The 25,959-nt window shown below is 72.4% G+C and carries 18 protein-coding genes; 13 read left to right on the top strand and 5 right to left on the bottom strand.

The window, feature by feature from the left end; all coding sequences use genetic code 11:
• Nucleotides 1-42 precede the first annotated feature (42 nt).
• The 5 genes from SCNRRL3882_RS38665 to SCNRRL3882_RS38645 all read left to right on the top strand — a co-directional run bounded on the left by SCNRRL3882_RS38665 (nt 43) and on the right by SCNRRL3882_RS38645 (nt 8,926).
• Nucleotides 43-1,803, top strand: coding sequence for a fatty acyl-AMP ligase (locus SCNRRL3882_RS38665; RefSeq protein ID WP_010038117.1), 1,761 nt, complete (start codon nt 43-45; stop codon nt 1,801-1,803).
• Nucleotides 1,800-5,825: a type I polyketide synthase gene (locus SCNRRL3882_RS38660; RefSeq protein WP_010038115.1), complete on the top strand. Its 4,026-nt coding sequence runs from the start codon at nt 1,800-1,802 to the stop codon at nt 5,823-5,825. The genes SCNRRL3882_RS38665 and SCNRRL3882_RS38660 overlap by 4 nt, the downstream gene beginning before the upstream one ends.
• A 21-nt stretch (nt 5,826-5,846) precedes the next feature.
• Entirely contained in the window at nt 5,847-6,803 is a 957-nt protein-coding gene (locus SCNRRL3882_RS38655; RefSeq protein WP_010038113.1) for an alpha/beta hydrolase, read from the top strand.
• 122 nt (nt 6,804-6,925) lie between these two features.
• A complete protein-coding gene (locus SCNRRL3882_RS38650) occupies nt 6,926-8,146 on the top strand; it encodes a PucR family transcriptional regulator (RefSeq protein ID WP_010038111.1) in 1,221 nt (406 codons plus the stop codon).
• 138 nt (nt 8,147-8,284) lie between these two features.
• The gene (locus SCNRRL3882_RS38645) at nt 8,285-8,926 is read left to right on the top strand and encodes a cutinase family protein (RefSeq protein WP_010038108.1); all 642 of its coding nucleotides are present in this window, start codon (nt 8,285-8,287) and stop codon (nt 8,924-8,926) included.
• 67 nt (nt 8,927-8,993) lie between these two features.
• On the opposite strand, the gene SCNRRL3882_RS38640 is transcribed toward SCNRRL3882_RS38645, so the two are convergent.
• Entirely contained in the window at nt 8,994-10,715 is a 1,722-nt protein-coding gene (locus SCNRRL3882_RS38640; protein ID WP_231911203.1) for a hypothetical protein, read from the bottom strand.
• Nucleotides 10,716-10,916: 201 nt separating this feature from the next.
• On the opposite strand from SCNRRL3882_RS38640, the gene SCNRRL3882_RS38635 reads away from it, so the two are divergent.
• Nucleotides 10,917-11,147 (top strand): hypothetical protein, encoded by a 231-nt coding sequence (locus SCNRRL3882_RS38635; RefSeq protein WP_029181052.1) that lies wholly within the window; start codon nt 10,917-10,919, stop codon nt 11,145-11,147.
• A 50-nt stretch (nt 11,148-11,197) separates the two neighbouring features.
• Here the strand turns inward: SCNRRL3882_RS38635 and SCNRRL3882_RS38630 are convergent, their stop codons facing one another.
• A complete protein-coding gene (locus SCNRRL3882_RS38630; RefSeq protein WP_010038102.1) occupies nt 11,198-12,052 on the bottom strand; it encodes an aldo/keto reductase in 855 nt (284 codons plus the stop codon).
• 176 nt (nt 12,053-12,228) lie between these two features.
• On the opposite strand from SCNRRL3882_RS38630, the gene SCNRRL3882_RS38625 reads away from it, so the two are divergent.
• Nucleotides 12,229-12,642, top strand: coding sequence for a VOC family protein (locus tag SCNRRL3882_RS38625; protein ID WP_010038101.1), 414 nt, complete (start codon nt 12,229-12,231; stop codon nt 12,640-12,642).
• A 234-nt stretch (nt 12,643-12,876) separates the two neighbouring features.
• Complete coding sequence (locus SCNRRL3882_RS38620; RefSeq protein ID WP_010038099.1) at nt 12,877-13,878, top strand: substrate-binding domain-containing protein; 1,002 nt, start codon at nt 12,877-12,879, stop codon at nt 13,876-13,878.
• 11 nt (nt 13,879-13,889) lie between these two features.
• On the opposite strand, the gene SCNRRL3882_RS38615 is transcribed toward SCNRRL3882_RS38620, so the two are convergent.
• Nucleotides 13,890-14,891, bottom strand: a complete 1,002-nt coding sequence (locus SCNRRL3882_RS38615) for a LacI family DNA-binding transcriptional regulator (protein WP_010038097.1) — start codon at nt 14,889-14,891, stop codon at nt 13,890-13,892.
• Nucleotides 14,892-15,112: 221 nt separating this feature from the next.
• Between SCNRRL3882_RS38615 and SCNRRL3882_RS38610 the strand changes: the two genes are divergently transcribed.
• The 4 genes from SCNRRL3882_RS38610 to SCNRRL3882_RS38595 are packed head-to-tail and all read left to right on the top strand — an operon-like array spanning nt 15,113 to nt 19,429.
• Complete coding sequence (locus SCNRRL3882_RS38610; RefSeq protein WP_010038093.1) at nt 15,113-16,063, top strand: TIM barrel protein; 951 nt, start codon at nt 15,113-15,115, stop codon at nt 16,061-16,063.
• Between the two features lie 9 nt (nt 16,064-16,072).
• The gene (locus SCNRRL3882_RS38605) at nt 16,073-17,515 is read left to right on the top strand and encodes a sugar porter family MFS transporter (protein ID WP_010038091.1); all 1,443 of its coding nucleotides are present in this window, start codon (nt 16,073-16,075) and stop codon (nt 17,513-17,515) included.
• A 28-nt stretch (nt 17,516-17,543) separates the two neighbouring features.
• Nucleotides 17,544-18,563, top strand: a complete 1,020-nt coding sequence (locus SCNRRL3882_RS38600; RefSeq protein ID WP_010038085.1) for a Gfo/Idh/MocA family protein — start codon at nt 17,544-17,546, stop codon at nt 18,561-18,563.
• Nucleotides 18,560-19,429, top strand: a complete 870-nt coding sequence (locus tag SCNRRL3882_RS38595; RefSeq protein ID WP_010038082.1) for a sugar phosphate isomerase/epimerase family protein — start codon at nt 18,560-18,562, stop codon at nt 19,427-19,429. The genes SCNRRL3882_RS38600 and SCNRRL3882_RS38595 overlap by 4 nt, the downstream gene beginning before the upstream one ends.
• A 69-nt stretch (nt 19,430-19,498) precedes the next feature.
• Here the strand turns inward: SCNRRL3882_RS38595 and helR are convergent, their stop codons facing one another.
• Nucleotides 19,499-21,658 carry an RNA polymerase recycling motor ATPase HelR gene (gene helR, locus SCNRRL3882_RS38590; RefSeq protein WP_010038080.1) on the bottom strand — a complete coding sequence of 720 codons (2,160 nt, stop codon included), beginning with the start codon at nt 21,656-21,658 and terminating at the stop codon, nt 19,499-19,501.
• Between the two features lie 186 nt (nt 21,659-21,844).
• Nucleotides 21,845-23,305, bottom strand: coding sequence for an aldehyde dehydrogenase family protein (locus tag SCNRRL3882_RS38585; protein ID WP_010038079.1), 1,461 nt, complete (start codon nt 23,303-23,305; stop codon nt 21,845-21,847).
• Between the two features lie 169 nt (nt 23,306-23,474).
• Here SCNRRL3882_RS38585 and SCNRRL3882_RS38580 point away from each other — a divergent pair, with 169 nt between their 5' ends.
• Entirely contained in the window at nt 23,475-25,892 is a 2,418-nt protein-coding gene (locus SCNRRL3882_RS38580) for a SpoIIE family protein phosphatase (RefSeq protein WP_010038078.1), read from the top strand.
• Nucleotides 25,893-25,959: the final 67 nt, after the last annotated feature.

Raw genomic sequence — 25,959 nt, 5'->3', positions numbered from 1 at the left:
GATGCGCCGTACGCCGATCCGCGCCGTGAGGAGCCCCGCCTGATGGACAGCCGCCGCCCCCCGCTCGCGCCCGTGTGCCCCACGTTGCCGGAGTACGTCCGGCACTGGGCCGAAAGCACCCCGGACCGCCGGGCGTTCACCTTCGTCGAGCACCCGGCACCGCACTCGCGCGGCGTTCACCGCACGCTGACCTGGCGCCGCCTGGACGTGCGCGTGCGGGCGCTGGCCGCGCGGCTCGCCGGTCAGGCCGGTCCGGGAGACCGGGTCGCGCTGCTGTGTCCGCAGGGCACGGAGTACGTGACCGCCTTCCTCGCGGCCCTGGCCGCCGGGACGGTCGCCGTGCCGCTGTATCCGCCGGGGTTGCCCGGGCACGCGGACCGGCTCGCGGGTGTCCTGGCCGACGCGCGTCCCTCGACCGTCGTGACCACGAGCCGCTGTCTGGACGAGGTGCGTGACGTCCTCGGGCCCGACGGACCGCGGATCGTCGTGGCGGACCAGGTGCCCGACGACGCCTCCCGGGACTGGCGGCCCGTCCCGCCGGACGCCGAGGCGACCGCCTATCTGCAGTACACCTCCGGTTCGACCCGCGCCCCGGCGGGGGTGGAGATCAGCCACGGCAACGTCGTCGCCAACGCCCGCCAGGCACTCACCGCCTACGGTGCCGACGCCCGCCCGGTGACCTGCGTGGGCTGGCTGCCGCTCTACCACGACATGGGACTGGTGCTCAGCGTCGCGGCCCCGGTGGCACGAGGGCTGCTGTCGGTGCTGATGGACCCGGCGGCCTTCCTGCACGAGCCGGTGCGCTGGCTGCGGCTGCTCTCCGCGCACCCGGACGCGGTGAGCGCCGCGCCCAACTTCGCCTACGACTACTGCGCCGCGAGCGTCTCCGCCGACCAGAAGGAGGGGCTGCGGCTGGACCGGGTGACGGCTCTGATCAACGGCAGTGAGCCGGTCCGCCCGGGCACGGCCGACCGTTTCCACGCCGCGTTCGCCGGTCAGGGCCTGGCACCGGAGACCCACTGCCCGTCGTACGGGCTGGCCGAGGCGACCGTGTTCGTCTGCGCGGCCCGGCCGGGTGAGCCGCTCAGCCGGTTCGCGCTCGACCGTGACGCCCTGGCCGCCGGCAAGGCCCTGCCGGCGCGGCCGGACGATCCACGGGCGGTGCTGCTGGCGGGCTGCGGCACTCCGGCGGGCCAACGGGTCCGGGTCGCCGACCCGGTGACCCGGGCCCTGCTGTCGGAGGGCGAGGTCGGCGAGATCTGGGTGCAGGGGCCGAATGTCGGCCGGGGCTACTGGAACCGGGGACCGGGGGACGTCTTCGGCGCCGAGTTCGCGGACACCGCGGCCGCTCCGGGCGGCTGGCTGCGCACGGGTGATCTCGGGACGGTTCTGGAGGGGCAGCTGGTCGTCACGGGGCGGTTGAAGGACCTGATCATCGTCGACGGCCGGAACCACTATCCGCAGGACGTCGAGGCGACGGCCCAGGACGCGGACCCGGCGGTGCGCCGGGACCGGCTCGCGGCGTTCGCCGTGCCGGGCAACGGGGTCGAGCGGGTGGTGATCGTGGCGGAGCACGCGCGGACCGCGCGCCTCGCCGAGCTCGACGTGCCGGCCGTGGTGCGTGCCGTGCGCGGTGCCGTCTCCGCCCGGCACGGGCTGCGGCTCGCCGACGTCGTCGTCGTGCCGCCGGGCACGGTGCCGCGTACCTCCAGCGGGAAGGTGTCGCGGGCTCTGACCCGGGCCCGGTACCTGGAGGGCGCGTACGGCGGGCAGGCCGGCACGGCGACGGGTGCCGCGGGATGAGGCCGCTCGACGAGGGCGCGCTGCGCCGGCTGATCGCCGAACGGGTGGCCCTCTGGTACGGCGCCTCGCCCGAGAACGTTCCGATGGACCGGCCGCTCGCCGACCTCGGCATGTCCTCGCGGGACGCCGTCGCCCTGGCCGGTGAACTGTCGAGGGCCACGGGCCGCGAGCTGCCGACGACGCTGCTGTGGGAGACGCCCACCGGTGAGGCGCTGGTGGCGCGGCTGTGCCGCACCGAAGGCTCGGGGGCCCCGGAGGCCTCGAAAGCCCTGCATGTCCCAGGAGCCTCGGCTGCCTCGGGAACCGGGGCAGCGCCCGGGCCGCGGGCCGGGCTGGCGGGCGGGACGGCCGAGCCGGTCGCCGTGGTCGGGGTCGGCTGCCGGCTGCCCGGCGGGGTGCACGGCCCGGACGGCTACTGGCGGCTGCTGAGCGAGGGCGGCGACGCGATCCGGCGCGTCCCGGAGGACCGCTGGCGTGACTTCACCGCCTTTCCGCCCGCCGACGCCCATCCGTACGGCGGCTATCTCGACGACGTCGCCGGGTTCGACGCGGACTTCTTCCGCATCACCCCGCGCGAGGCGGCGGTGATGGACCCCCAGCAGCGGATCCTGCTGGAGGTCGTCCACGAGGCGCTCGACCACGCCGCCGTGCCGGCCGGGTCCCTGGCGGGCACCGCGACGGGGGTGTTCGTCGGGGTGTCGGCCGCCGAGTACGGGCAGCTCACGGGCGCCGATCCGGCCGCCGTCGATCCCTGGGCGCCGGCCGGGGGCGCGCTGAGCGTGACCGCCGGACGGCTCGCCTACGTCCTGGACACGCGGGGGCCGAGCCTGGCCGTCGACACGGCCTGCTCCTCCTCGCTGGTCGCCGTGCACCACGCCTGCGTCAGCCTGCGCACGGGCGAGAGCGACATCGCGATCGCCGCCGGGGTCAACCTGCTGCTGTCGCCGGCCGTCACCGTCGCCTTCCGCAGAGCGGGCGCGCTCGCACCGGACGGGCGGTGCAAGCCGTTCTCGGCGGCGGCCGACGGCATCGGGCGCGGCGAGGGCTGCGCCGCCGTGATCCTGAAGCGGCTGTCCGACGCGGAGCGGGACGGCGACCGTGTCCTGGCCGTCGTCCGCGCCACCGCCGTCAACTCCGACGGCCGCTCGAACGGCCTGATGGCGCCCAACCCCTCAGCCCAGCGGGCGCTGCTGGAGAGCGCGTACGCGCGGGCGGGGCTCGCGGCGGCCCGTGTCGACTACGTGGAGGCGCACGGCACCGGCACCCCGCTGGGCGACCCGATCGAGGCGGGCGCGCTGGGCGCGGTGCTCGGCGCGGACCGCGACCCGGACCAGCCCCTGCTGCTGGGTTCCGTCAAGGGCAACCTGGGGCATCTGGAGTCCGCCGCCGGCATCGCGGGCCTGGTGAAGACCGTGCTGGCCCTGCACCACGACAGCATCCCGCCGTCCCTGCACTGCGCGGAGGACACGTCCCTCGCCGACGAGCGGCTGAGGGTGGTGACCGAGCCGGAGCCCTGGCCCCGCTACAGCGGCACCGCCCTCGCGGGGGTCTCCGGGTTCGGCTTCGGCGGCACCAACGCGCATGTGGTGCTGGAGGAGGGGCCGCCCGGCCTTGTCCCCGTGCGGCCGGCCGAAGAGGCCGTGGCGTGCGTGCACGTGCTGTCCGACCTCGACGCGGGGCGCGTCCGCGACACGGCGGGGCGGCTCGCCGACTGGCTGCGCCAGCACACCGCGTACCCCGCCGACGTGGCCCGGACCCTGGCCGGGCGCTCCGGCCGAGGTCCCGTACGCGCCGCCGTGGTCGCCCGGGACCGCGCCGAACTCTCCGCGGCACTGGTCGCGTTGGCGGCGGGCCGCCCGGACGCGCGGGTGGTGACCGGTGACCGCGACCGGGTGGGGCGCGGCACGGTGTGGGTCTTCTCCGGCTACGGCAGCCAGTGGCCCGGCATGGGGCGCAGGCTGCTGGCCGAGGAACCCGCGTTCGCCGCCGCCGTGGAGAAACTCGACCCGCAGCTCGCCCCGGAGTGCGGCCTGTCCCTGTACGACCACCTGTCCTCCGGGGCCGGCCTCGACCGCCTGGACGTCGCCCAGCCCGTGCTGTTCGGCCTTCAACTGGCACTCGCCGAGCTGTGGCGTTCGTACGGGGTCGAGCCCGCCGCGGTGGTCGGCCATTCCATGGGCGAGGTCGCGGCGGCGGTGTGCGCGGGCGCGCTGGACGTGGCGGACGGGGCGCGTGTCATCGCCGTACGGGCCCGGCTGCTGAGCGGACTGAGCGGCGGCGCGATGGCCGTGGTGGACCTGGACGACGCCGAACTGGAGTCCCTGGAGCGGGACTTCCCGGATGTGCACGTCGCCGTGCACTCCTCCCCCCGGCAGAAGGTCGTCACGGGCGGGGAGGCCTCGGTGGCCGGGCTCGTGCGCCGGCTGGAGGGACAGGGCCGGGCAGCCCGGGCCATGCGGGTCGTCGGCGCCGGGCACTCGCCCCAGGTCGACGCGCTGCTGCCGGATCTCGCCGAGGCGCTGTCCGGCGTCCGGGGCCGGCGGCCGCGTGTCCCGGTGTACTCCACCGTCCTCGACGATCCGCGCGGCGACTGCGTGTTCGACGCGGCCCACTGGGCGGCCAACCTCAGGCGGCCCGTCCGTCTGGACCGGGCGCTCGCGGCGGCCGCGGCCGACGGCCACACGGCGTTCGTCGAGATCTCACCCCACCCGGTGCTGACCGGGGCCGTCGCCGACACCGTGCCCGGCGCGCTCGCCCTGGCCACCCTGCGCCGGGACGCCGACGGGGCGGAGGCGTTCGCCGGGCAGCTGGGCGCCCTGTACGTGGCGGGCCACCGGCTGCCCGTGCCGCCCGGCCGGGTCGTCGACCTGCCGCTGCCCCGGTGGCGGCACGTACGCCACTGGTGGACGGACGGACGAGCCCGCACCGAGCCGGCCCCGCAACCGGCGGAATCTCCCGCCGAGGCGGCGGATCCCTCGTCGGTCCTGGCCCGGCTGACCCACCACATCGCCTCCGTCACCGGCCATCCGCCCACCCGGGTCGCCCCGGACACCGCCCTGGCCGATCTGGGCCTGGACTCGCTGATGGCCGTCCGGGTCCGCACGGCCGTGGAGCGGGAGTTCGGCATCGAACTGTCCCTGCGCGACCTGTTCGCCGCCGCCACGGTCGAGGACGCCGCCGCCCGGATCCGGCACGCCCTCCCCGGTGAGGACACCCCGCTGCGCCCGCTGCGCGCCACCGGTTCGAGGCCACCGCTGTTCCTCGTCCACGCGGCCGGCGGCCCGGTCACCGTCTACCGGGCGCTCGCCGAACGGCTCGGGCAGGACCGGCCGGTGTACGGGCTGGAGCGGATCGAGGAGGCCGGGACCGTGCCGGAGAAGGCGCGGCGCTACGCCGAGGCGATCGACGCCGCCCACCCGGACGGGCCCTGCCTGCTGGGCGGTTGGTCCTTCGGCGGCTTCGTCGCCCAGGAGATCGCGCGGCAGCTGACCGCCGCCGGACGGGACGTGCCGCTGGTCGTGCTCCTCGACTCCGTACGCCCCCTCCTCCGGCCCGGCGTGACGCGCGCCGAGCGGATCCGGGCGCATTTCGAGGGCTTCGCCGGCCACGTCGCCGACGCCTACGGGGTGCGGCTGGAGTTGCCGTACGACGATCTCGTGGCCATGGACGACGACCGGGACCGCATCGACACCGTGCTGCGGGCGCTGCGCCAGGCCGCCGACGTGCCGCCCGCGGCGCTGGAGCACCAGCGCGCCTCCTACCTGGACATGGGCATCGGGGAGTCGCACCGGCCCGGGGGGTACGACGGGCCGGTCGTGCTCTACCGGGCCACCGAACCCGCGTCCCACACCGTGCGCGACCCGGCGTACGAACGGGACGACGAGGCGCTGGGCTGGGACGAGGTGTGCCCGCGCCTGGAGGTCGTGCCGGTGGCCGGTCACCATCTGTCGCTGCTCGATCCGCCGCACGTCGACGAGATCGCCGCCCATCTCAACCGGGTGCTCGCCGAGCGGGCCCCCTGAAAACCGACCCGAGGAGCCGTCATGCCCGACCTGCCGCCGAAGCCCGCTGCCGGAGTCTCCCGGCGCACTGTCGCCAGAGCGACGGCCGCCGCCGGCCTCGCCGTCCTGTTCGGGGCCGCGGGCGGCACGGGCCGTGCCGGGGCCGCCGCCCGGCTCGGGCCGCGCACGCTGGACGTGTCCGTGCCCTCCGCCGCGCTCGGCCGCAGCGCCCCGGTCCGGCTGATCCTGCCGTCGGACTTCGGTGCGCGGCCGGAGCGGACGTATCCCGTGCTGTATCTGCTGCACGGCGCCCACGACGACTACAGGTCCTGGACCCGGGAGACCGACATCGAGGCCTTCACCGAAGGCCGCGACCTGATCGTGGCGATGCCGGACGCGGGCCCGACCGGCATCCCCAGCGTCTGGCGTGACGGCCCCGACTACGAGACGTTCCAGGTGAAGGAGGTGCCGGCGCTGCTCGCCCGGGACTACCGGGCCTCCGGTGTACGGGCGGTCGCCGGTGTCTCCACCGGCGGTTACGGCGCGATGGCCCACGCGGCCCGCCACCCCGGGGCGTTCACGGCCGCGGCCTCCTACAGCGGCATCCTCGACACCACCGCCCCGGGCGTTCCCGCCATCATGGACGCCATCGTGGCCCGTGAGAACCTGCCCGCCGCGTCGCTGTGGGGCCATCCGCTGCTGAACCTCCTGACCTGGCGGGACTTCAATCCGAGGGCCCGCGCCGCGGGGCTGCGCGGCACCGCCCTGTACGTGTCGCAGGGCAGTGGAGTGGGCGGCGGCAGCGGCGACCCGCTGCCCGGGGTGCTGGAGAGCGCCCTGTGGCCCTCGGCGCAGGGCTTCGCCGGCGCGCTCACCCGCCTGGGCATCCGCGCCACCACGCACTTGTACTCGGGAGGAGGACACGACTGGGCTTACTGGAAGCGGGAGTTCACCGCCTCGTGGCCGATGCTCGCCCGTGCTCTGGGTGTGCCGGAGTGACGGGGGTGCCGTCGGGGCACGGAACGGAGCGCAGGGGTCGTCCGTCCAACACAGGACTTGCCCCTCGTCCCAGCGGCAACAGTCCGCGGGTGAGCCGCTTCCGGCCGAAAGGAGTGCCCGTGATGGCTGTGCCCACCCCGCACGGGGTGCCGGACCGCCCCCGTACGCCACCGGTGCCGCCCGAGCTGGCGGAGCTGCTGCGCGCCCAGCTGGCGGCAGTCGCCGACCAGGTGGAGGAGGAGGTCCGCCGTCAGGTCCCCGAGTACGCGCGGCCCGCCGACGGGCCGTACGGCAGGAACCTGCGGGCCGGGGTGGTGCAGGCGCTGACCCTGTTCGTCGATCACATCGCCGACCCGCGCGACGACGGGGGCGCGATCGCGACGACGTACTACGAACTGGGGCGCGGCGAGGCCCTGGAGGGCCGCAGCCTGGACGCGTTGCAGTCCGCGCTGCGGGTCGGGGGGCTGCACGCCTGGCGGCTGATGGGTCACACGGCGGAGGAGCTCGGCCTCGACTCCACGGTCGTGGCGGCTCTGGGCGAGCTGGCGTTCCGGACCGTGCACGAGGTCGCCCAGGCGGCCGCGGCCGGCTACGCGGAGGCCCAGCTGCGCAGCTCGGACGAGTTGGAGCGGCGCCGCAGGCGGCTGCTGGACCTGCTGCTGCAGGACGGGCCGGTGGTGCTGGAGGCCGTGCAGGACCTGGCGCACGGCGCGCGCTGGCCGGTGCCCCGCACGGTCGCCGTCGTGGCGCTCGCGGCGGCGCCGGACCGGCGGGAGGAGGACCGGCCGCTGGCCGCGGCGGGCGCGCTGGTCGACATGGAGTCCCGGCCGCCGCGCATGCTGGTGCCCGATCCGGACGGCTCCGGCCGCTTCGGCGGCCGGGCGTTCACGCTCGCGCTGCGCGGCCGGCCCGCCGCGATCGGCCCGACGGTCGCGGTCACCGACGCCGCGCAGTCGCTGCGCCTCGCCACCCGGGCGCTCGGGCTGATGGGCCGCGGGGTCCTCCCCCGCCAGGGCGTGGTGCGGTGCGCCGACCATCTGTCGACGCTGTTGCTGTACGGCGACGAGCCGCTGCTCGAACGGCTCCAGGCGCGGGTCCTCGCGCCGCTCGACACGGTCTCGGCCGGGCAGCGCGACCGGCTCGCCGAGACGCTGCTGGCGTGGCTGCTCAGCGGCAGCAACGTGCCGGACGTCGCCACACGGCTGCACATCCACCCGCAGACGGTCCGCTACCGCCTGCGCCAGCTGGAGAAGCTCTTCGGCGACGCCCTGCACGACCCGGAAACCCGCCTCGATCTGATTCTCGCGTTGCGCGCGGAGTCACTGCGCACACCACAGAACTGAATCCCGGTACTCAATTCTCAATAAAAAACCGCGGCGATTCCATAATCCCGTCCATAACACTCCGGGAGACACAGCGAATACGTTCGGGCCGTCCTTTTTCGCAGGCGCTCCACGCGCCTCACCCGCGGAGGATCCCCCATGCGTATCCGTTTGTGTCTCGCCGCGCTCTCACTGGTCGGCGGGGCCGGTCTGGCCACCCTCTCGGCTCCCTCGGCCACGGCCGCGGCCTGCTCTGACGTGGAAGTCGTCGCAGCGCGCGGCACCTTCGAGCCGGGCACGCTCGGCTTCATCGTCGGCGACCCCGTGTATTCCGCACTCCAGAAGAAAGCGGCGGGCAAAAGCATGTCCAGCTACAAGGTGAACTATCCGGCGGACCTTTCCCCGACGTCTGCCGCGCAGGGCAACGCGGACCTGGTGAACCATGTGAGGAGCCAGGCCGCCGCCTGTCCGAATCAGCGGTTCGTTCTCGTCGGCTATTCGCAGGGCGCGAACGTCGTCGACAACTCGATCGGCATCAGCAGCGCGGGCGCGGTGGTCGGCAGCCCGATCGTGGCGACGCTGCCCGCGGCGGTCGAGCCGAAGGTCGCCGCGGTGCTGCTGTTCGGCAACCCGATCCGGGCCCTCGGCAAGAGCGTCACCGGCACGTACCAGAGCCGCACCCTGGACATCTGCGCCAAGGGAGACCCCGTCTGCGAGAGCGGCGGCGGCGATGTCGGGGCGCACCTCGGCTACCGTGACGACGCCGACCGGGCGGCCACGTTCGCCGCGGGCAGGCTCTGATCTCCGGCAGGCAACCGAAGGGCCCGGGAGGCTTTCCTCCCGGGCCCTTTCGCGCGTGCGCGGAAGGTCAGCGCGGCGAGCGCGCGAAGGCGGCGAGGCTGGTGGAGACGGTCTCGGGCCGGCCGTTGTTCTGGGTGGGCGCGGCGGTCAGGACGTCGAGGTGCTGGTAGCCCTGGGCGACCACGGGGTGGAGCTCGGCCGGGACCCGGCCGGCCAGGAGTCCCTCACCGGCGAGGACGGTGAGCACCGGGTTGGCGGTGAGGCCGCCGGGATGGACGACGAGCTTCTTGACCTGAGGCGAGGTGGACAGCTGGATGTCCGTCACCAGCTTGGTCGGGAAGTACTGCTCGGTGAAGTCCAGCGGCTGCTCGGCCAGGCTGCGGGCCAGTTGCCGCACGTCGGTGACCTCCTCGCCGGCGCCGGTGAACGGCGTGCCGTCGGCCGACCGGTGGCCGGGGTCGTCGGGGTCGCCGACGCGGTCGTAGTTGCGCCAGGTGTAGAGCGGCCCCTGCGGCCGGTCCGGGATGGCCTTGTACGCGGTGCCGTACAGGCCGGGCTGCTGCGCGCCGCCGTTGGCCACGGGGAAGCTCTTGTCGGCGATCGGCCCGCCGTCGAAGAAGCCGACGCTGGTCTGGAGGAACGCCAGCGGTACGGAGTTGTCGTCCAGCAGTGCCCCGAGCACCGCCCCGTTGGTGAGGCGGAAGTCCTTCACGGCGGGCTTGCCGGTGAGGAAGGCGGCGGTGTCCTTGGAGAACAGGAAGCGGTGGGTCGCCTCGATGTTGAGGTTGGAGGGCAGGTACCGGGGCAGGTCGGCCTCGGCTTCCGGGTCCTTGAGGGCGCCCATCCCGGCGATGCCGAGCAGGGTCATGGTCTCGGGGTTGAGCAGCACCGGCGCGGACAGCGTGCGCGGCAGCACCCCGCTGTCGAGCCCGGCTTGGATCACGCCGTAACCGAGGCCGATGTCGGGCAGGTTGGTGTCGTCCGGCAGGCTGCCGCTGAGGTCGGCGAGCGAGGTGGAGACGGTGGTGTCGAGGGCGAAGTAGCCGGCGCACTGGTTGTGGCCCGCGTCCGCCGTGGTGGCCCGGTCGCCGTCGAAGTCGGCGGCGGCGAAGTACCCGGTGATCACACCGCCCAGCGAGTGCCCGCCGCACAGCACCTTCCGCTTGCGCTGCGTGGGGTCGGGCAACTCGGCGGTGAGCAGGTCGTACTGGTCGCGTACGGTCTGCTCGATCCCGAGCTTCGCCATCCACCCCAGTTCCGCGTTGCCGGCGTAGCCGCCGAAGGTCCGGCCGTCGACCTGCTTGCCGCGGTAGTAGTAGTCGACGGCGGTGTGCTGGTCGCCCGAGGCGATGCCGGTGCGGTCCTCCAGGCAGTTGGAGCGCCGGTCCAGCGCCCAGAACTCGATGTGCAGGCCCTGCTCGGCGGCCCGCGCCACGGTGTTGCGGGCCACGCTGTCGAACGCCCCGGCTCCTTCCAGGATGCCGGGCTGGGCGACGAGGATCCGGTCCGCGTCGGCCGAGGCGGCCGGACCGTCGGCGGAGCGGTAGCGCAGGTACGACAGCCAGTCGCAGGCGGCCGGACGCGGCCCGGCCGACTCCGGCAGCGGCGTCCTCACCCGCACCAGCGACTCCGTCACCCCGGTCACCGGCGACGTCGACGCGACCGGCGTCTCGGTCCGCGCGCCCTCGGCCCGGGCTCCCGGGGCGGCGGCCGTGAGCGTCCCGGCGGTCAGCAGCACCGCCAGTGCGGCACCGCGCCACTTCCCTCTTGTCCTTTGGTTCATGTCCATGCCACGGACGCTAGGACCGCGGAGGGAGGGCGCTCAGGGGGTGCTGATGAGAACTCAGTTTCCGGATCGGGCCTTGTCACCGGCGCACAGGCCCTCGACGCCGGAGGCTCGTCCGGCGGGCCGGGCCGGATCGCATCGGCCAGGCCCCCTTATGGGCCCGGCCGAGCTGCGAACCGGCGGTTTCGGGAGCATGGTGGGGTCATGGACGGTCAACCCCCTGTGGTCGTGCAGCCGCCCGCGTCGGACGGCGGACGGCTGGTGACCATCCACGGCGAACGCATGGGCGTCGCCTACAGCCTCTTCGACGTGCTGGACCTGCTGCACCGCGAGGGCCTGCCCACCACCGACACGGCCGTCGACGACACGGAGCTGATCGAGTGGCGTGGCGGGGGCCCGTACGACTGGAACAACGGGTCGTCCGACGAGGCCTGAACCCTCGTGGAGCCCGCTTTCATACCCCCCTTGCCCGCGGGGCCCCTGTCTCAGTCCGCTGCTGAGGCGGCCCCCGCTCCCTCGGCCAGCCGGTCGAGGCGGTCGCGATGGGCGGGTGTCAGGTCGATGTCCGCCGCGGCGAGGTTCTCCTCCAGGTGCTCGATGCGGGCCGTGCCGGGAATCGGCAGGACGACCGGCGAGCGGTGGAGGAGCCAGGCGAGCGCCACCTGTGTGGGCGTGGCACCGAGGTCCGCCGCCACGGCCGCGATCTCCGCCTCGGCACCCGCCTTCCCCCAGGCGACGGGCCGCCACGGCAGGAAGGCGATCCCGGCCGCCGCGCAGGCGTCGAGCACCGGCTCGTGCTCGCGGTCGAGCAGGTTGTAGCGGTTCTGCACACTCTCGATGTCGGCGATCTCCCGGGCCCGGGCCAGTTCGTCGACGGTGACCTCCGACAGCCCGATCCGGCCGATCAGGCCCTCGGTCCGCAGGTCCCGCAGCGTACCGAGCTGGTCGGCGAGCGGTGTCGCGGGGTCGATGCGGTGCAGCTGGAGCAGCTCGATCCGCTCGACGCGCAGCCGGCGCAGGGCCTGCTCGACCTGGTCGCGCAGGGTGGCGGGCCGCCCGTCGAGCCTCCACTCGCCCTCGATGCGCGCGACACCGACCTTGGTGGTGATCAGCAGCCCCTCCGGGTAAGGGTGCAGGGCCTCGGCGAGGAGCTCCTCGTTCGCTCCCCCGCCGTACAGGTGCGCCGTGTCGATCAGCGTGACGCCCAGCTCCACGGCCCGCCGGGCGACCGCGAGGGCGTTCTCCCGGCCGGGGCCGGGCTCGGTCGGCAGATGCATGGCTCCGAAACCGAGCCGGCGCACTTCCAGGTCCCCGCCGAAGCGGAAGGTGGTCGATGTCATGAGCGCTGTCCTTCCCCTGAGCCCAAGGAGCCACACCGGCAGCGCAGTTGGGGCCGACGCCCCTCGCGGGTGCCGACGCCGTTCCGCCCCCGGCACGGCGCCGCTCGACGAGCCGTTGTCACAGCCCGGCGTTACGCTGCGCGCACATGGCCCTCGGCCCCTTCAGGGAGGTTCTCATGGTCTCGCGTCTCAACCCGTACCTGTCCTTCAACGGCGACGCCCGGCAGGCGCTGGAGTTCTACCAGGAGGTCTTCGGCGGCACCCTGACCCTCAACACATACGGCGACTTCGGCCAGGCGGAGGCCCCGAACGCCGACAAGATCATGCACGGCATGCTGGAGACCGCCGGCGGCTTCACCCTGATGGGCGCCGACAACCCACCGGGCATGGAGTCCGCGCCGGGCCAGCCTTTCTCGGTGAGCCTGAGCGGCGACGACGCCGCCGAGCTGACCGGCTACTGGGAGAAGCTGTCCGAGGGCGGCTCGGTGTCGGTACCGCTGGAGAAGCAGATGTGGGGCGACGTGTTCGGCATGTGCACGGACCGCTTCGGCGTCCCCTGGATGGTCAACATCAGCACCGCGGAGAGCTGAGCAGGACCGACCGGGGCGGTTTGGACCGTCCGCCCGCGGGGCCGCCCGCACACGCCGAGCGCTGCCGGTGTGTGCGGGCGGCCCCGTTTTGTTGGAACGTCCTGACAAAGCTGTTGACATCACCTGAAGGCGCCCGCATAGTACCTGCCACTAGAGCGCGCTAGTGGCGCGCTCCAGCTGCCTCCCCGGACCGGGCACGGCCCGCCCTCCCCAGCACACCGAGGTGCACCCGACATGCGCAGACACCACAGATCCGCCGCCCTGACCACCGCCGTCCTCGTGGGCGCCCTGCTGGCCGCCGGCTGCTCCAGCGGCTCCGGCGGGAAGCAGGCCGAGACCGGCGGCACCGACGCCGCCGGCAAGGCCACCACCCCGCGGATGACCGTCGCCATGGTCACTCACGCGGCACCCGGCGACACCTTCTGGGACCTGATCCGCAAGGGCGCCCAGGCGGCTGCGGCGAAGGACAACATCAAGCTCGTCTACTCCAGCGACCCCGTAGCCGGAAACCAGGCCAACCTGGTACAGAACGCCATCGACCAGAAGGTCGACGGCATCGCGCTCACCGCCGCCAAGCCCGACGCCATGAAGGCGGTCGTGGCCAAGGCGAAGGCGGCCGGCATCCCCGTCGTCGGCTTCAACTCGGGCCTGGACAACTGGCGGGAGCTCGGCATGCTCGAGTACTTCGGCCAGGACGAGAACATCGCCGGCCAAGCCTTCGGCGAGCGCCTCGACCAACAGGGCGCCAAGCACGCCGTCTGCGTGATCCAGGAGCAGGGCCAGGTCGCGCTGGAGGCACGCTGCGCCGGCCTGAAGAAGGGCTTCAAGGGCACGACGGAGAACCTCTACGTCAACGGCACCGACATGCCCTCCGTGAAGTCGACGCTGACGGCCAAGCTCCAGAAGGACTCCAGCATCGACCAGGTGGTCACGCTGGGCGCCCCGATCGCCATGACTGCCGTGCAGTCGGTCAAGGACGCGGGCAGCAAGGCCGAGGTCGCCACCTTCGACCTCAACAAGGACCTCGTCGGCGCCATCCAGGGCGGAGACATCCAGTTCGCCGTCGACCAGCAGCCCTACCTCCAGGGCTACCTCGCCGTGGACGCGCTGTGGCTCTACAAGACGAACGGCAACATCAGCGGCGGCGGCACCGCCCCCGTGCTCACCGGGCCGGCCTTCGTCACCAAGGACAACGTCGACAGCGTCGCCGAGTTCGCGAAGAAGGGCACGCGCTAGGCGGACACCCCCTAGGGACGCTCCGCCGGGGCAGGCCCGCTCGTTCCCCGCACCACCAGCTTCGGATCCAGCACCGCCTCCCTCGGCGGAAGTTCCCCCTTCTCCAGCCGTTCGACGGCGAAGCGGACCGCGTGCTCGGCCATGAGGGTCGCGTCCTGGCGGACGGTGGTCAGGCCGATCGGCATCAGGTGGGAGAGGTGGCTGTCGTCGTAGCCGACGACGGACAGGTCGCGGGGGACCTCGATGCCCGCCCGGGTCAGGGTCATCAGCAGCCCCATCGCACAGCGGTCGTTGCCGGCGAGGACCGCCGTCGGCAGCGGCCGCCCGCCGTCACGTTCGGCGAGCAGCAGCCGGCCGGTCTCGATACCGGACTCCTCGGTGTGCTCGCCGGGGATCACCCGCGCCAGCGCCTCCAGGCCGTGGCGGCGCATCGCGGCGCGGTAGGCACGCCGCCGCTCCGCCGAACCGGGACCGCGTCCGCCGTCGATGTGCACGATCCGCCGGTGCCCCAGCTCCACCAGGTGGTCCATGGCCTGCCGGACGCCCTTGCCCTCGGCGGAGTGCACGAAGTCGACATGGGCCTGGGGCACCCGGCGGCTGATCGAGACGGTGACCGTGCGCCGTCCGAGCTCGGCGAGGTAGCCGGGATCGGCATCCGGGCCGAGCAGGATCACCGCCTCGCAGCGGTGGCTGAGCAGCGCCTCGACCGCCTTGGCCTCGCTGCGGCCGTGGGTGGCGCCGGAGAGCAGGACGTCGTAACCGAGCCGCTCGGCCTCCGGGTAGATGCCGGTGATGAGGTCCGTGTGGAAGGTCTGGTGCACGGTGAACATCACGCCGAGCGTGCGGCTGCGGCCGCGGGCCAGCAGCCGGGCCGCGCTGTCGGGCCGGTAACCGATCTCGTCGGCGACGCGCAGGACCCGTTCCCGTGTCTCCCGACTGGCCCCCGCCTGGTTGCGGAAGACGATCGAGACGAGCGCGCGGGACACACCCGCCTTCTCGGCGACATCCGCCATCGTGGGCCGCTGCCTGCCCGATGCATCCACGTGTGAACCCACCCTCCGACGCCGACCACCCTACGGGTGTCCCGCACGGGGCCCGTACAGGGAGCCGGCAATCTCCCGGCAACAACCTATTGACATGACATTTGGACAGGGGTCATCGTACCGAACTAGAGCGCGCTAGTAGAGCGCATCAGTTCCACGCCCGCCCTTGCTCTCCCCGAAGGACTCCCACCATGGCAACGGTGCCAGCCCCGCTGCGTACGACCGTCGGCAACCTGTGCCTCGGCTCCGCCCCCGACTCCTGGGGTGTCTGGTTCCCCGACGACGAGCACCAGGTGTCGCACACCCGTTTCCTCGACGAGCTCGTCCAGGCCGGGTACGAATGGCTGGAGCTCGGCCCGTACGGCTATCTCCCCACCGACCCGCAGCGGCTGACGGCCGAACTGGACGCCCGTGGGCTGAAGGTCTCCGGCGGTACCGCGTTCGGCGCGCTGCACCGGCCCGAGGCATGGGACGAGATGCTCGCCCACGTCCGGCAGGTCGCCGCGCTGACCGCCGCCGCCGGGGCGCACCATCTCGTTTTCATCCCGCCGATGTACCGGGACGAGAAGACGGGTGCGTTCACCGAGTCGCCCGAGCTGACCGCCGAGCAGTGGGCCGGGTTCGGCCGGGCCGCCGACCGGCTGGGCAGGCTGCTGCTGGAGGAGTACGACGTACGGCTGGTCGTCCATCCGCACGCGGACAGCCACATCCAGACGCAGCCGGAGATCGAGCGGCTGCTGAACGAGTCGGACAGCCGCTACACCAACCTGTGCCTGGACACCGGGCATGTGGCGTACGGCGGCGGGGACAACCTCGACCTGATCCGCCGCTTCGGTGAGCGGGTCGGCTACGTGCACATCAAGCAGATGGACCCGGAGGTCCTGGCGCAGGTCGCGGCCGAGGACCTGTCCTTCGGCGAGGCCGTGAAGCGCGGGGTGTGCGTGTCACCCCCGGCCGGAGTGCCGAAGCCGGCCGAGGTCGTGGCCGAACTCGCGCGGCTCGACGCCGAGTTGTTCGTGATCGTCGAGCAGGACCTGTACCCGTGTGCCCCCGAGGTGCCGCTGCCGATCGCGGTGAGCACCCGTGAACACCTGGCCGGCTGCGGCCTGTCGGGTACCCGGCGCCCGAACACCGACAGGTAAGGAGCGGCCATGGACGTCACGGACGACACGACACCGGCCCCCATTCCACCACCCCCCGCCACCGCCGTCGCGGACGACGCCCCTCCGGCGGTCAGGCGGCGGCTGAGGCTGATCACGATCATCGCCACGTTCGGTGGTCTGCTCTTCGGTTACGACACCGGCGTCATCAACGGCGCCCTGCCCTACATGACCGAGGACCTCGGACTGACCCCGGTCACCGAGGGCATGGTCACCAGCTCGCTGCTGCTGGGTGCCGCGCTGGGCGCAGTGACCGGGGGCCGGTTGTCGGACGCGCGCGGCAGGCGGCGCAACATCCTGCTGCTGGCGGTGCTGTTCTTCGTCGGCGCGCTCGGCTGCACCCTCGCCCCCACGACCGAGGTGATGATCGTGGCGCGGTTCGTGCTCGGCCTCGCGGTCGGCGGCGCGTCGGTGACCGTTCCGGTGTACCTCGCGGAGGTGTCGCCCGCCGAGCGGCGCGGCGCCCTCGTCACCCGCAACGAGCTGATGATCGTCAGCGGTCAGCTGCTGGCCTTCACGTCCAACGCGATCATCGCCCAGGTCGGCGGCGAGTCCGGTGGCGTGTGGCGCTGGATGCTGGTCATCGCGACGCTGCCGGCCGTCGTGCTCTGGTTCGGCATGCTGGTGATGCCGGAGAGCCCGCGTTGGCTGGCCTCCCGGAGCCGTTTCGGGGAGGCCCTCGAAGTCCTCAAGCAGGTGCGGTCCGGGGCCCGGGCCGAGGCCGAGCTGAAGGAGGTGTCCGCGCTCGCCGTCAAGGACGAGCAGGCAAAGCTCGGCGGCTGGCAGGACATGAAGAGCACGCCGTGGGTGCGGAAGCTGATGTTCGTCGGGTTCGGCATCGCGATCGTGCAGCAGATCACCGGCGTCAACACGATCATGTACTACGGCACGCAGATCCTCACCGATGCCGGCTTCGCCGCCGACAGCGCGCTGACGGCGAACATCGCCAACGGTGTGATCTCGGTGCTGGCCACCTTCGTCGGCATCTGGCTGCTGGGCCGGGTACCGCGCCGCCCGATGCTGATGACCGGCCAGGCCGGCACGACCGCCGCCCTGTTGCTGATCGGCGTCTTCTCCCTGGTCCTGCCCTCGGGTGACACGCGGGCGTTCGCGGTGCTCGCCATGACGGTCACGTTCCTCGCCTTCCAGCAGGGCGCGATCTCCCCGGTGACCTGGCTGATGCTGTCGGAGATCTTCCCGATGCGGATGCGCGGCTTCGGCATGGGGATCGCGGCCGTGGTGCTGTGGCTGACCAACTTCGTGATCGGGCTGGTCTTCCCGTCCCTCGTCTCGGGGATCGGGATCTCCAACACGTTCTTCCTGTTCGTGGCCGCGGGCGTGCTGTCCCTCACCTTCGTGAAGCTGTACGTCCCCGAGACCAAGGGCCGCACCCTCGAAACCCTGGAAGCCGAGCTCCGGACGCGTTTCTCCTGACCTTCTGATCTTCTGCAAGGAGTTCACCATGACCGTACGCGTAGGCGTCATCGGCGCCGGAATGATCGGCCAGGACCACACCCGGCGGCTCACCGAAGTCGTCACCGGGGCCGCCGTCACGGCCGTGACCGACATCGACACCTTGCGCGCCGCCGAGGTGGCGGCCCGGGTGGGTGCCACCGCGCTGCCCACCGGCGCGGATCTCATCGCCTCCCCCGACGTGGACGCCGTCCTCGTCACCTCCTGGGGGCCCACCCACGCCGAGCACGTCCTGAACGCGATCGCGGCCGGCAAGCCGGTGTTCTGCGAGAAACCGCTGGCCACGACCGCCGAGGACTGTCTGCGGATCGTCGAGGCCGAGCGGGCGCAGGGCCGCCGCCTGGTGCAGGTCGGCTTCATGCGCCGCTTCGACGCCGGCTACCGCCAGATGAAGGAGGTCCTGTCGACCGGCTCCCTCGGGGCCCCGCTGATCGTGCACTGCGCCCACCGCAACCCGACCGTGCCGGAGTCGTACCACTCCGCCATGGCCGCCCAGGACACGGCGGTCCATGAGATCGACGTGCTGCGCTGGCTGCTCGACGACGAGATCGTCTCCGCCCAGGTGGTCACGCCGCGTGCCACGAGCAAGCGGTTCCCGCATCTCAAGGACCCGCAGATCATGATCTTCGAGACGTCCGAGGGCGTCCGGATCGACCTGGAGGTCTTCGTCAACTGCCAGTACGGCTACGACATCCAGTGCGAGGTCGTCGGCGAGGACGGCCTCGTCCGGCTGCCCGACCCGGCGGCCGTCGGGGTCCGCACGGCGGCCCGGCACGGCACGAACGTGCTGCAGGACTGGAAGGACCGGTTCGCGGAGGCCTTCGACACCGAGTTCCGCGAGTGGGTGGCGTCGGTGGCGGCCGGCACCGAGCCCACCGGCCCGTCCTCCTGGGACGGTTACGCCGCCACGGTCATCACCGACGCCGCCGTCCGGTCCCTGGAGTCCGGCGGCGAGCTCGTCACCACCGACATGAAGCCCCGCCCCGCGTTCTACGGAGGCACCGCGTGAAGATCGCCCTCGACCCCTACATGTTCCGCGCCCTGCCCATCGACGAGATGGTGCGCACGGTCGCCGAACTCGGTTACGAGTACATCGAGTTGTCGCCGCGCGAGGACTTCATGCCGTTCTTCCTGCACCCGCGGGCGGACGACGCGCGGGTGGCGGAGCTGAAGAACGCGCTGCGCACCCATGGTGTCCAGCTCTCCTCGGTTCTGCCGCTGTACAAGTGGTCCTCGCCGGACGAGACCGAGCGGCAGGCCGCCGTCCGCTACTGGAAGCGGATGATCGAGATCACCGTCGAGCTCGAATGCCCGCTGATGAACTCGGAGTTCAACGGCCGCCCCGAGCGCGCCGCCGAGAGCGAGGCCGCCTTCTGGCGCTCGCTGGAGGAGCTGCTCCCAGTGTTCGAGCGCGAAGGCATCGCTCTGAACCTGGAGGCGCATCCGGACGACTTCTGCGAGGAGAACACGCCCGCCGTCGATCTCGTCCGCGCGATCAACAAGCCGTGGGTGAACTACCTGTACTGCGCCCCGCACTCCTTCCACCTCTCCGGGGCCTCGGAGGTCGGCGCCGACATCCCGGCGATGATGCGCTACGCCGGTGACAAGCTCCAGCACGTGCACATCGCGGACTCCTTCAACCACAAGGGTTCGTCCGGCCTGCGCTACATCCTCAACCCGCCGGGCACCCCCGCCCGTGTCCACCAGCACCTCGACATCGGCCAGGGCGAGGTCGACTGGGACGCCTTCTTCGGCACGCTGCGCGAGCTGGGCTTCGACGGTGTCGCCACGTCCTGCGTCTTCGCCTGGGAGGAGCGGGCCCGGGAGTCGTCGGCCTTCATGCTGGACCGCATCCGCAAGGAGCTGGCCGCGTAGAGATGCGGACACCCCCTTGAACCTCCGGCCGGGGCCCCCACTGCGGGAGGGCCCCGGCCGGAGCCCGTGTCAGGAACTCGTGAGGACGACGAGCTGCTGGGTCGCCCGGGTCATCGCGACATAGTGGTCGACCGCTCCCTCGACGCCCGTGCCGAAGTCCTGCGGGTCGACGAGGACGACCAGGTCGAACTCCAGCCCCTTCGACAGCTCCGGGGTCAGCGACCGGACGCGGGACGACGCCGGCCGGAACGTGGGGTCGCCGATGACACAGGCGATCCCGTCGGCATGCGCGGCCAGCCAGGTGTCGAGGACCGAGGTCAGCTCCGCGGCCGGCCCGTGCACCACGGGAACGCCGCCGCTGCGGATCGACACCGGCACGTTGGCGTCCGGCAGCACGGCCCGGATGACCGGCTCGGCCTCCGCCATGATCTCCTCCGGGGTCCGGTAGTTGATGCTCAGCGAGGCCAGGTCGACCCGGTCGAACCCGACCCGCTCCAGCCGTTCCCGCCACGACTCCGTGAACCCGTGCCGGGCCTGGGCGCGGTCCCCGGCGATGGTGAAGCTGCGGGACGGGCAGCGCAGCAGCAGCATCTGCCACTCCGCGTCGGTCAGTTCCTGGGCCTCGTCCACGACGATGTGCACGAACGGTCCGGCGAGCCGGTCGGGGTCGGCCGTGGGCAGGGCGCTCTCGTCGACCAGGGAGTTGCGCATGTCCTGCCCGTGCAGCATGACCAGCACGCCTTCGCCGTCGTCGTAGCTGTGGGCCTCCAGCAGGTCGTCGATGACGTCGGCCATGCGCTCGCGCTGGGCGGCGACGGCGGCCTCCCGCCGGCGTTGGCGCCGGGACGCCTCCGGGTCGCCGAGCCGCTGCCGGGCGGCGTCCAGCAGGGGCAGGTCTGACACGGTCCAGGCCTGGGGCTGCGCGCGTTGCAGTGTGCGCACCTCGTCGCGGCTGAGCCAGGGAGCGCACATCCGCAGATAGGCCGGTACCGACCAGAGGTCCCCGACGAGGTCGGTCGCCTCCAGGACCGGCCAGGCCCGGTTGAAGGCCGTGACCAACTCCCGGTCCTGTGACAGCGACTTGCGCAGCAGGGCCTCGGAGACCTCGCCCTCGTGCTTGTCCACGAGGAGCGTGAGCAGTTCCTCCCAGACCTGGTCGCGGGCCTCGTTGTGCGGCGTGCCGGGTTCCGCCGCCTCGAACGCCACGGCCCAGTCGGCGGCGCTCAGACGGATGTCGGACCAGTGCGTCGTGACCGTCATGCTCTCGGTGGGCGGTTCCTCGTAGAACCGGACGGCCTTCTCGATCGCCCGCACCATGTCCGCGGACGACTTCAGGCGGGCCGCCTCCGGGTCGGCCTCCTCCCCGGCCGCCGCCCCCTCGTCGACGAGGTCCCGCAGGATGCAGGTCTGCACTCCCTCCTCGCCGAGGCTGGGCAGGACGTCGGCGACGTAGGACAGGTACGGCCGGTGCGGGCCGACGAACAGCACGCCGCCCCGGCGGTGCTGTCCGAGGCGCGGGTCGGAGTAGAGGAGGTAGGCGGAGCGGTGCAGGGCGACGACGGTCTTTCCGGTGCCCGGGCCGCCGTCGACGACGAGGGCGCCGCGCGAACCGGCGCGGATGATGGCGTCCTGGTCGGCCTGGATGGTGCCGAGGACGTCCCGCATCCGGGGCGAGCGGTTGGTGCCCAGGCTGGCGATGAAGGCGGACTGGTCGTCGAGCGCGGCGTGCCCGTCGAAGGCGTCGGCGGTGAACACCTCGTCCCAGTAGTCGCTGACCCGGCCGCCGCTCCAGCGGTACCGGCGACGGCCGGCGAGCCCCATCGGGTTGGCATGGGTGGCGCCGAAGAACGGCTCGGCCGCGGGGGATCGCCAGTCCACCAGCAGCCGGCGGCCCTCGCGGTCCGTGAGGCCGAGCCGCCCCACGTACACCGGCTCGGAGTCGTCGGTGCCGACCATGTGCCCGAGGCACAGGTCGAGTCCGAAGCGGCGCAGTGCGCGCAGGCGAGCGGTCAGCCGGTGGATCTCGGCGTCCCGGTCCATCGCCTGCCGTCCCTTGCCGCCGGGCGCCTTGCGCTCGGCTTCGAGACGCTCGGACAGTTCGGCGATCGACTGCTCCAGGCAGTCGGCGACGGCGGCGAAGTGCCGCTCGTCCCCGGCGATCAGCGCCGGATCGGCTTTGCGCGAGAGGCGGTCGGGAAGGTCGAACGCGCTCATGGTCAGGGGGGTCACGTCATGCTCCCGTTTCCGCAGGTCCTGGGCCTAGGCGGGACAGTGTGCGGGAGACGGGGGGCCTTGCCGCAAGACCCCCTGTGTGTTATAGCTTGAGAGTGGCAAGGAGAGGACTCCTTGCCATTTTTGGTTCGGGGCCTTTTGGGGTTCGGGGCCTTTCTGGTTCGGGCCGCTGTCCGTGCGTTGTCACACCGGTCCGGGTGCCGTCAGCCAGCGCCACTGGGTGAACTCCTCCAGACTGGCTGAGCCGCCGATGCGGGAGCCGTTGCCGGAGAGGCCCATGCCTCCGAAGGGGGCGTTCGCGGCGTCCTTGGCCGAGACGTCGTTGATGTGGACCATGCCGGTGCGCAGTTGCTCGGCGACAGCGGTCGCCCTCTGTACGGAGCCGGAGTGCACGGCGGCCGTCAGGCCGTACGCGGTGTCGTTGGCGATCTCGATGGCCTCCGCCTCGCGGTGAAAGGGAATGACAGGCGCGACGGGACCGAAGATCTCCTCGGTGAACGCGGGCATGGCCCGGTCGACGCGGTCCAGGACGGTGGGTGGGTAGAAGAGTCCGTCGCGTCGGCCGCCCGTGAGCACCCGTGCCCCGCCGGCCACGCTCTCGTCGACGATGCGCTCGATCCTGGTGGCCAGCCGCTCGCTGATGATCGGGCCGATGCTGACGCCCTCCACGCGGGGGTCACCGACGCGCAGGGTCCGCGCGTGTCCGACCAGCGCGTCGGTGTACGCCTCGACCAGATCGGCATGGACCAGGTGGCGGCCGGCGGCGACGCACGCCTGTCCCTGGTATCCGAAGGTGCTCACGGCTCCGGCCAAGGCGGCCGCGTCCACATCGGCGTCCTCGAGCACGACGAGCGAGTTCTTGCCGCCCAGCTCCAGGGCGACCCGCTTCAGCCCCTCACCCGCCACACCGGCCACGACGCGTCCGACCTCGGCGGAACCGGTGAACGCAACCATGGCGACATGGGGGTCTGCCGCGACCGCCTGCCCGGTCTCCGCGCCGCCCGGCAAGACCTGCAGCACTCCGTCGGGCAGTCCGGCGTCCTCGAAGAGCCGCGCAACGAGGACACCCCCGGACACCGGAGTGAGTGGGTCCGGCTTGAGCAGCACGGTGTTGCCCAGCGCCAGTGCGGGCGCCAGCGCGCGCACCGCGAAGAGCAGCGGTGCGTTCCACGGGTTGATGACGCCGACGACACCGAGGGGCACCCGCCACGCCAGACTCGTTCCACCGGGGGTCTGCGGGGTCAGGACCTCACCTGGGGGGCGGGACGCCAGTCCCACGGCGTGCGTCAGTTGGGCGAGGGCAGCGGTGATCTCGTAGTCACCCTTGGCGGGGACACCGGCTGACTCACGGACGATCCAGTCGCGGAAGGTAGCGCTGTGTTCACGCAGGGCGGAGGATGCGCGCAGCAGGACATCGATGCGGTCGGAAGGAGCCGCCGCGGCCCAGTCTCCGGCGGCCTGGGCGGCCCGTGCACCGGCCCGAGCGACGTCCACGGAGGAGGCGACGCCGACTTCGGCCAGCGCATGTCCCGTGGCCGGTTCGATCACCTGGAGTGTGCCGCCCTCGGATTCGCGCCAGCCCGCGCTGTAGATCTTCCCGGTCCACTCGACCGGGTCCGGCCATGTCTTGCCGTTGCCCGTCATGGGGCCGCCCTCCGTCCGGGGTCGGTGCCGCCGTCCTGGCATGAGGACCCATACACGTCTGTCTGTCACTCTTGTTGTCTAGTGTCGTAATGGTGAAGATGCGGTGCACCTCGGGTTCAGGGCGGTCCTGGACAGCAGGCCCATGGCGGGAGCGAGGGCAGATGACGTGATGACCGGATCCGCGTCCGCCTGGGACGACGGCGCGAGCGCTTGGTCGCAAGAACGTGTCGACGGTGCGGCGACGGCCAGGGTCGTCGTCGACGATCTCGGTGTCGTGACCGCCTGGAACGAAGGGGCGCGGCGGCTGCTCGGTTACCGGGCCCCCGAGGTGGTCGGCCGGAAGGCCGCCGCGCTTCTCGCGGACGCCGCTCCGACCGATGCGTTGAACTCGCTGACCGGCCTGCGGAGGTGGAGCGGGACCGCGACACTGCTGCACCGGGACGGGCATCGCCTCACCATCGGCCTGCTGGCCCATCATCGGGAGATCGACGGGGACGACTGGCTGCTGGTGTCACCGGTGGTCAGACCGGCACCGACGCCTGAGGACGATGCGTTCGTGCGGCGCAGTTTCGCCCAGGCTCCCTACACGATGGCTCTGTACGACACCGGACTGCGGTTGCGGTGGGCGAACGCCGACATGGAACGTGTGATGGGCCTGTCCGAACAGGAGATGCGCGGCCTGCGGGTGACGGAGATCGTCCTCGACCCGGAGAGCGAACGGGCCGAGCAGGGCATGCGAACCGCCCTGGAGACGGGTTGCCTCCAGGAGCTCGGAGCCGCGCTGCACCTTGCCGGCCATGAGCGGGAAAGCCTGTGGTCTGTGTCCCTCGTCCCTGTCCGGGGCTCCGACGGGCGACTCGAGGGTGTCCTGCTGTCGGCACACGACGTGACGGAGCAGAACCTCGCACGGCAGCGCCTGGTCCTGGTCAACGACGCCAGCCTGCGGATCGGCAGCACTCTCGACCTGCCCCGTACCGCTCAGGAACTCGCCGACGTGGCCGTCCCACGGTTCGCCGACTTCGTCACGGTCGATCTCCTGCCGTCGATCGAGGGGGGTGAGGATCCGCCGCAGGGTTCTCCGCGCGGTCCGGTGATGCTGCGCCGGGTCGCCTGTCAGTCGGTGCTGGAGGGCTGCCCCGAAGCCGTGGTGGCGCTCGGGACGGTAGCGGCCTATCCCGAGGGCTCCACCGCGGCGGAGTGCCTGGCCGCGGAGCGGCCACTCATCGAGCACGTCACGCCCGCCGCCCTGGAGGATCTGGGCCGGACGGCGCCGGAGCGGGCCGAACGCATGCGGCGGTTCGGGTTCCACTCGGTGCTGGCGGTACCCATGCGTGCGCGTGGCCTCACCCTGGGCGTGGCCACGTTCTCCCGCCATCGCCGGCCCAAGCGCTTCGAGCAGGACGACCTGCTGCTGGGCCAGGAGATCACCGCTCGCGCCGCCGTGTGCATCGACAACGCCCGGCGGTACACCCGCGAGCGCGACACCTCCCTCACGTTGCAGAGCAGCCTGCTGCCGCAACGTATCCCCCAGCAGGCGGCTCTCGATGTCGCCTTCCGTTATCTGCCCGCCAGCGCCCGGGCCGGTGTCGGCGGTGACTGGTTCGACGTCATTCCGCTCTCCGGTGCCCGGGTCGCCCTGGTCGTCGGTGACGTCGTGGGTCACGGCGTTCAGGCGTCGGCGACCATGGGGCGGCTGCGCACCGCCGTACGCACACTGGCCGATGTCGACCTTCCGCCCGACGAGTTGCTGACCCACCTCGATGACCTGGTCAACCATGCTGCCGGCGGCGACGCCATGACCCCGCTCGACAGCGACATCGGGGCCACCTGTCTGTACGCCGTCTACGACCCCGTTTCGCGCCACTGCACGATCGCCCGCGCGGGCCACCCCGGGCCGGCCCTTGTGACACCTGACGGCACGGTCGAGTTCCTCGAGGTTCCGGCAGGCCCTCCCCTCGGCCTGGGCGGCCTGCCCTTCGAGTCGACCGAGCTGGAGTTGGCTGAGGGCAGCCTTCTCGTCCTCTTCACCGACGGGCTCGTCGAGGTCCGCGGCCGTGACATCGACGTAGGGATCGCCGCGATGCGCGAGGCGCTGCGGCAACCGGCTCCGGATCTGGAGGCCAGGTGCGATGCCCTGCTGCGCACCTTGCTCGCGGATCGCCCCTCCGATGATGTGGCGCTCCTCGTGGCCCGCACCCGAGCCCTCGACGCCTCGCACGTGGCGACCTGGCAGGTGCCGCCGGATCCCGCCGCAGTCGCCGAGGTGCGCAAGGCCGCTTGCCGACAGCTGTCCGAGTGGGGGTTGGACGATGCCGTGTTCGTCACCGAGTTGGTCGTCAGCGAACTGGTCACCAACGCCATCCGGTACGGTCGGCCTCCCATCGAGCTCAGACTGATCTACGACCGCACCCTCATCTGTGAGGTTTCGGACGGCAGCAGTACCGCGCCCCACCTGCGCCGGGCCCATGGCTTCGACGAAGGTGGACGCGGGTTGCTTCTTGTCGCTCAGCTCACCCAGGGCTGGGGGTCCCGCCAGGTGACCAACGGCAAGACCATTTGGGCTGAGCAGTCTCTTCCCGGCGACTGAGCCGCGAAGGGAGCCTGGACTCCCCTGCGGCCGGTTCCGTATGACACGCTCTTCGGCGAGCGGGCGG

This window comes from Streptomyces chartreusis NRRL 3882 (assembly GCF_900236475.1).
GTDB lineage: Bacteria > Actinomycetota > Actinomycetes > Streptomycetales > Streptomycetaceae > Streptomyces > Streptomyces chartreusis_D.
The sequence above is the reverse complement of the archived record's forward strand: the minus strand, read 5'-3'. Positions and strand labels throughout refer to the sequence as shown.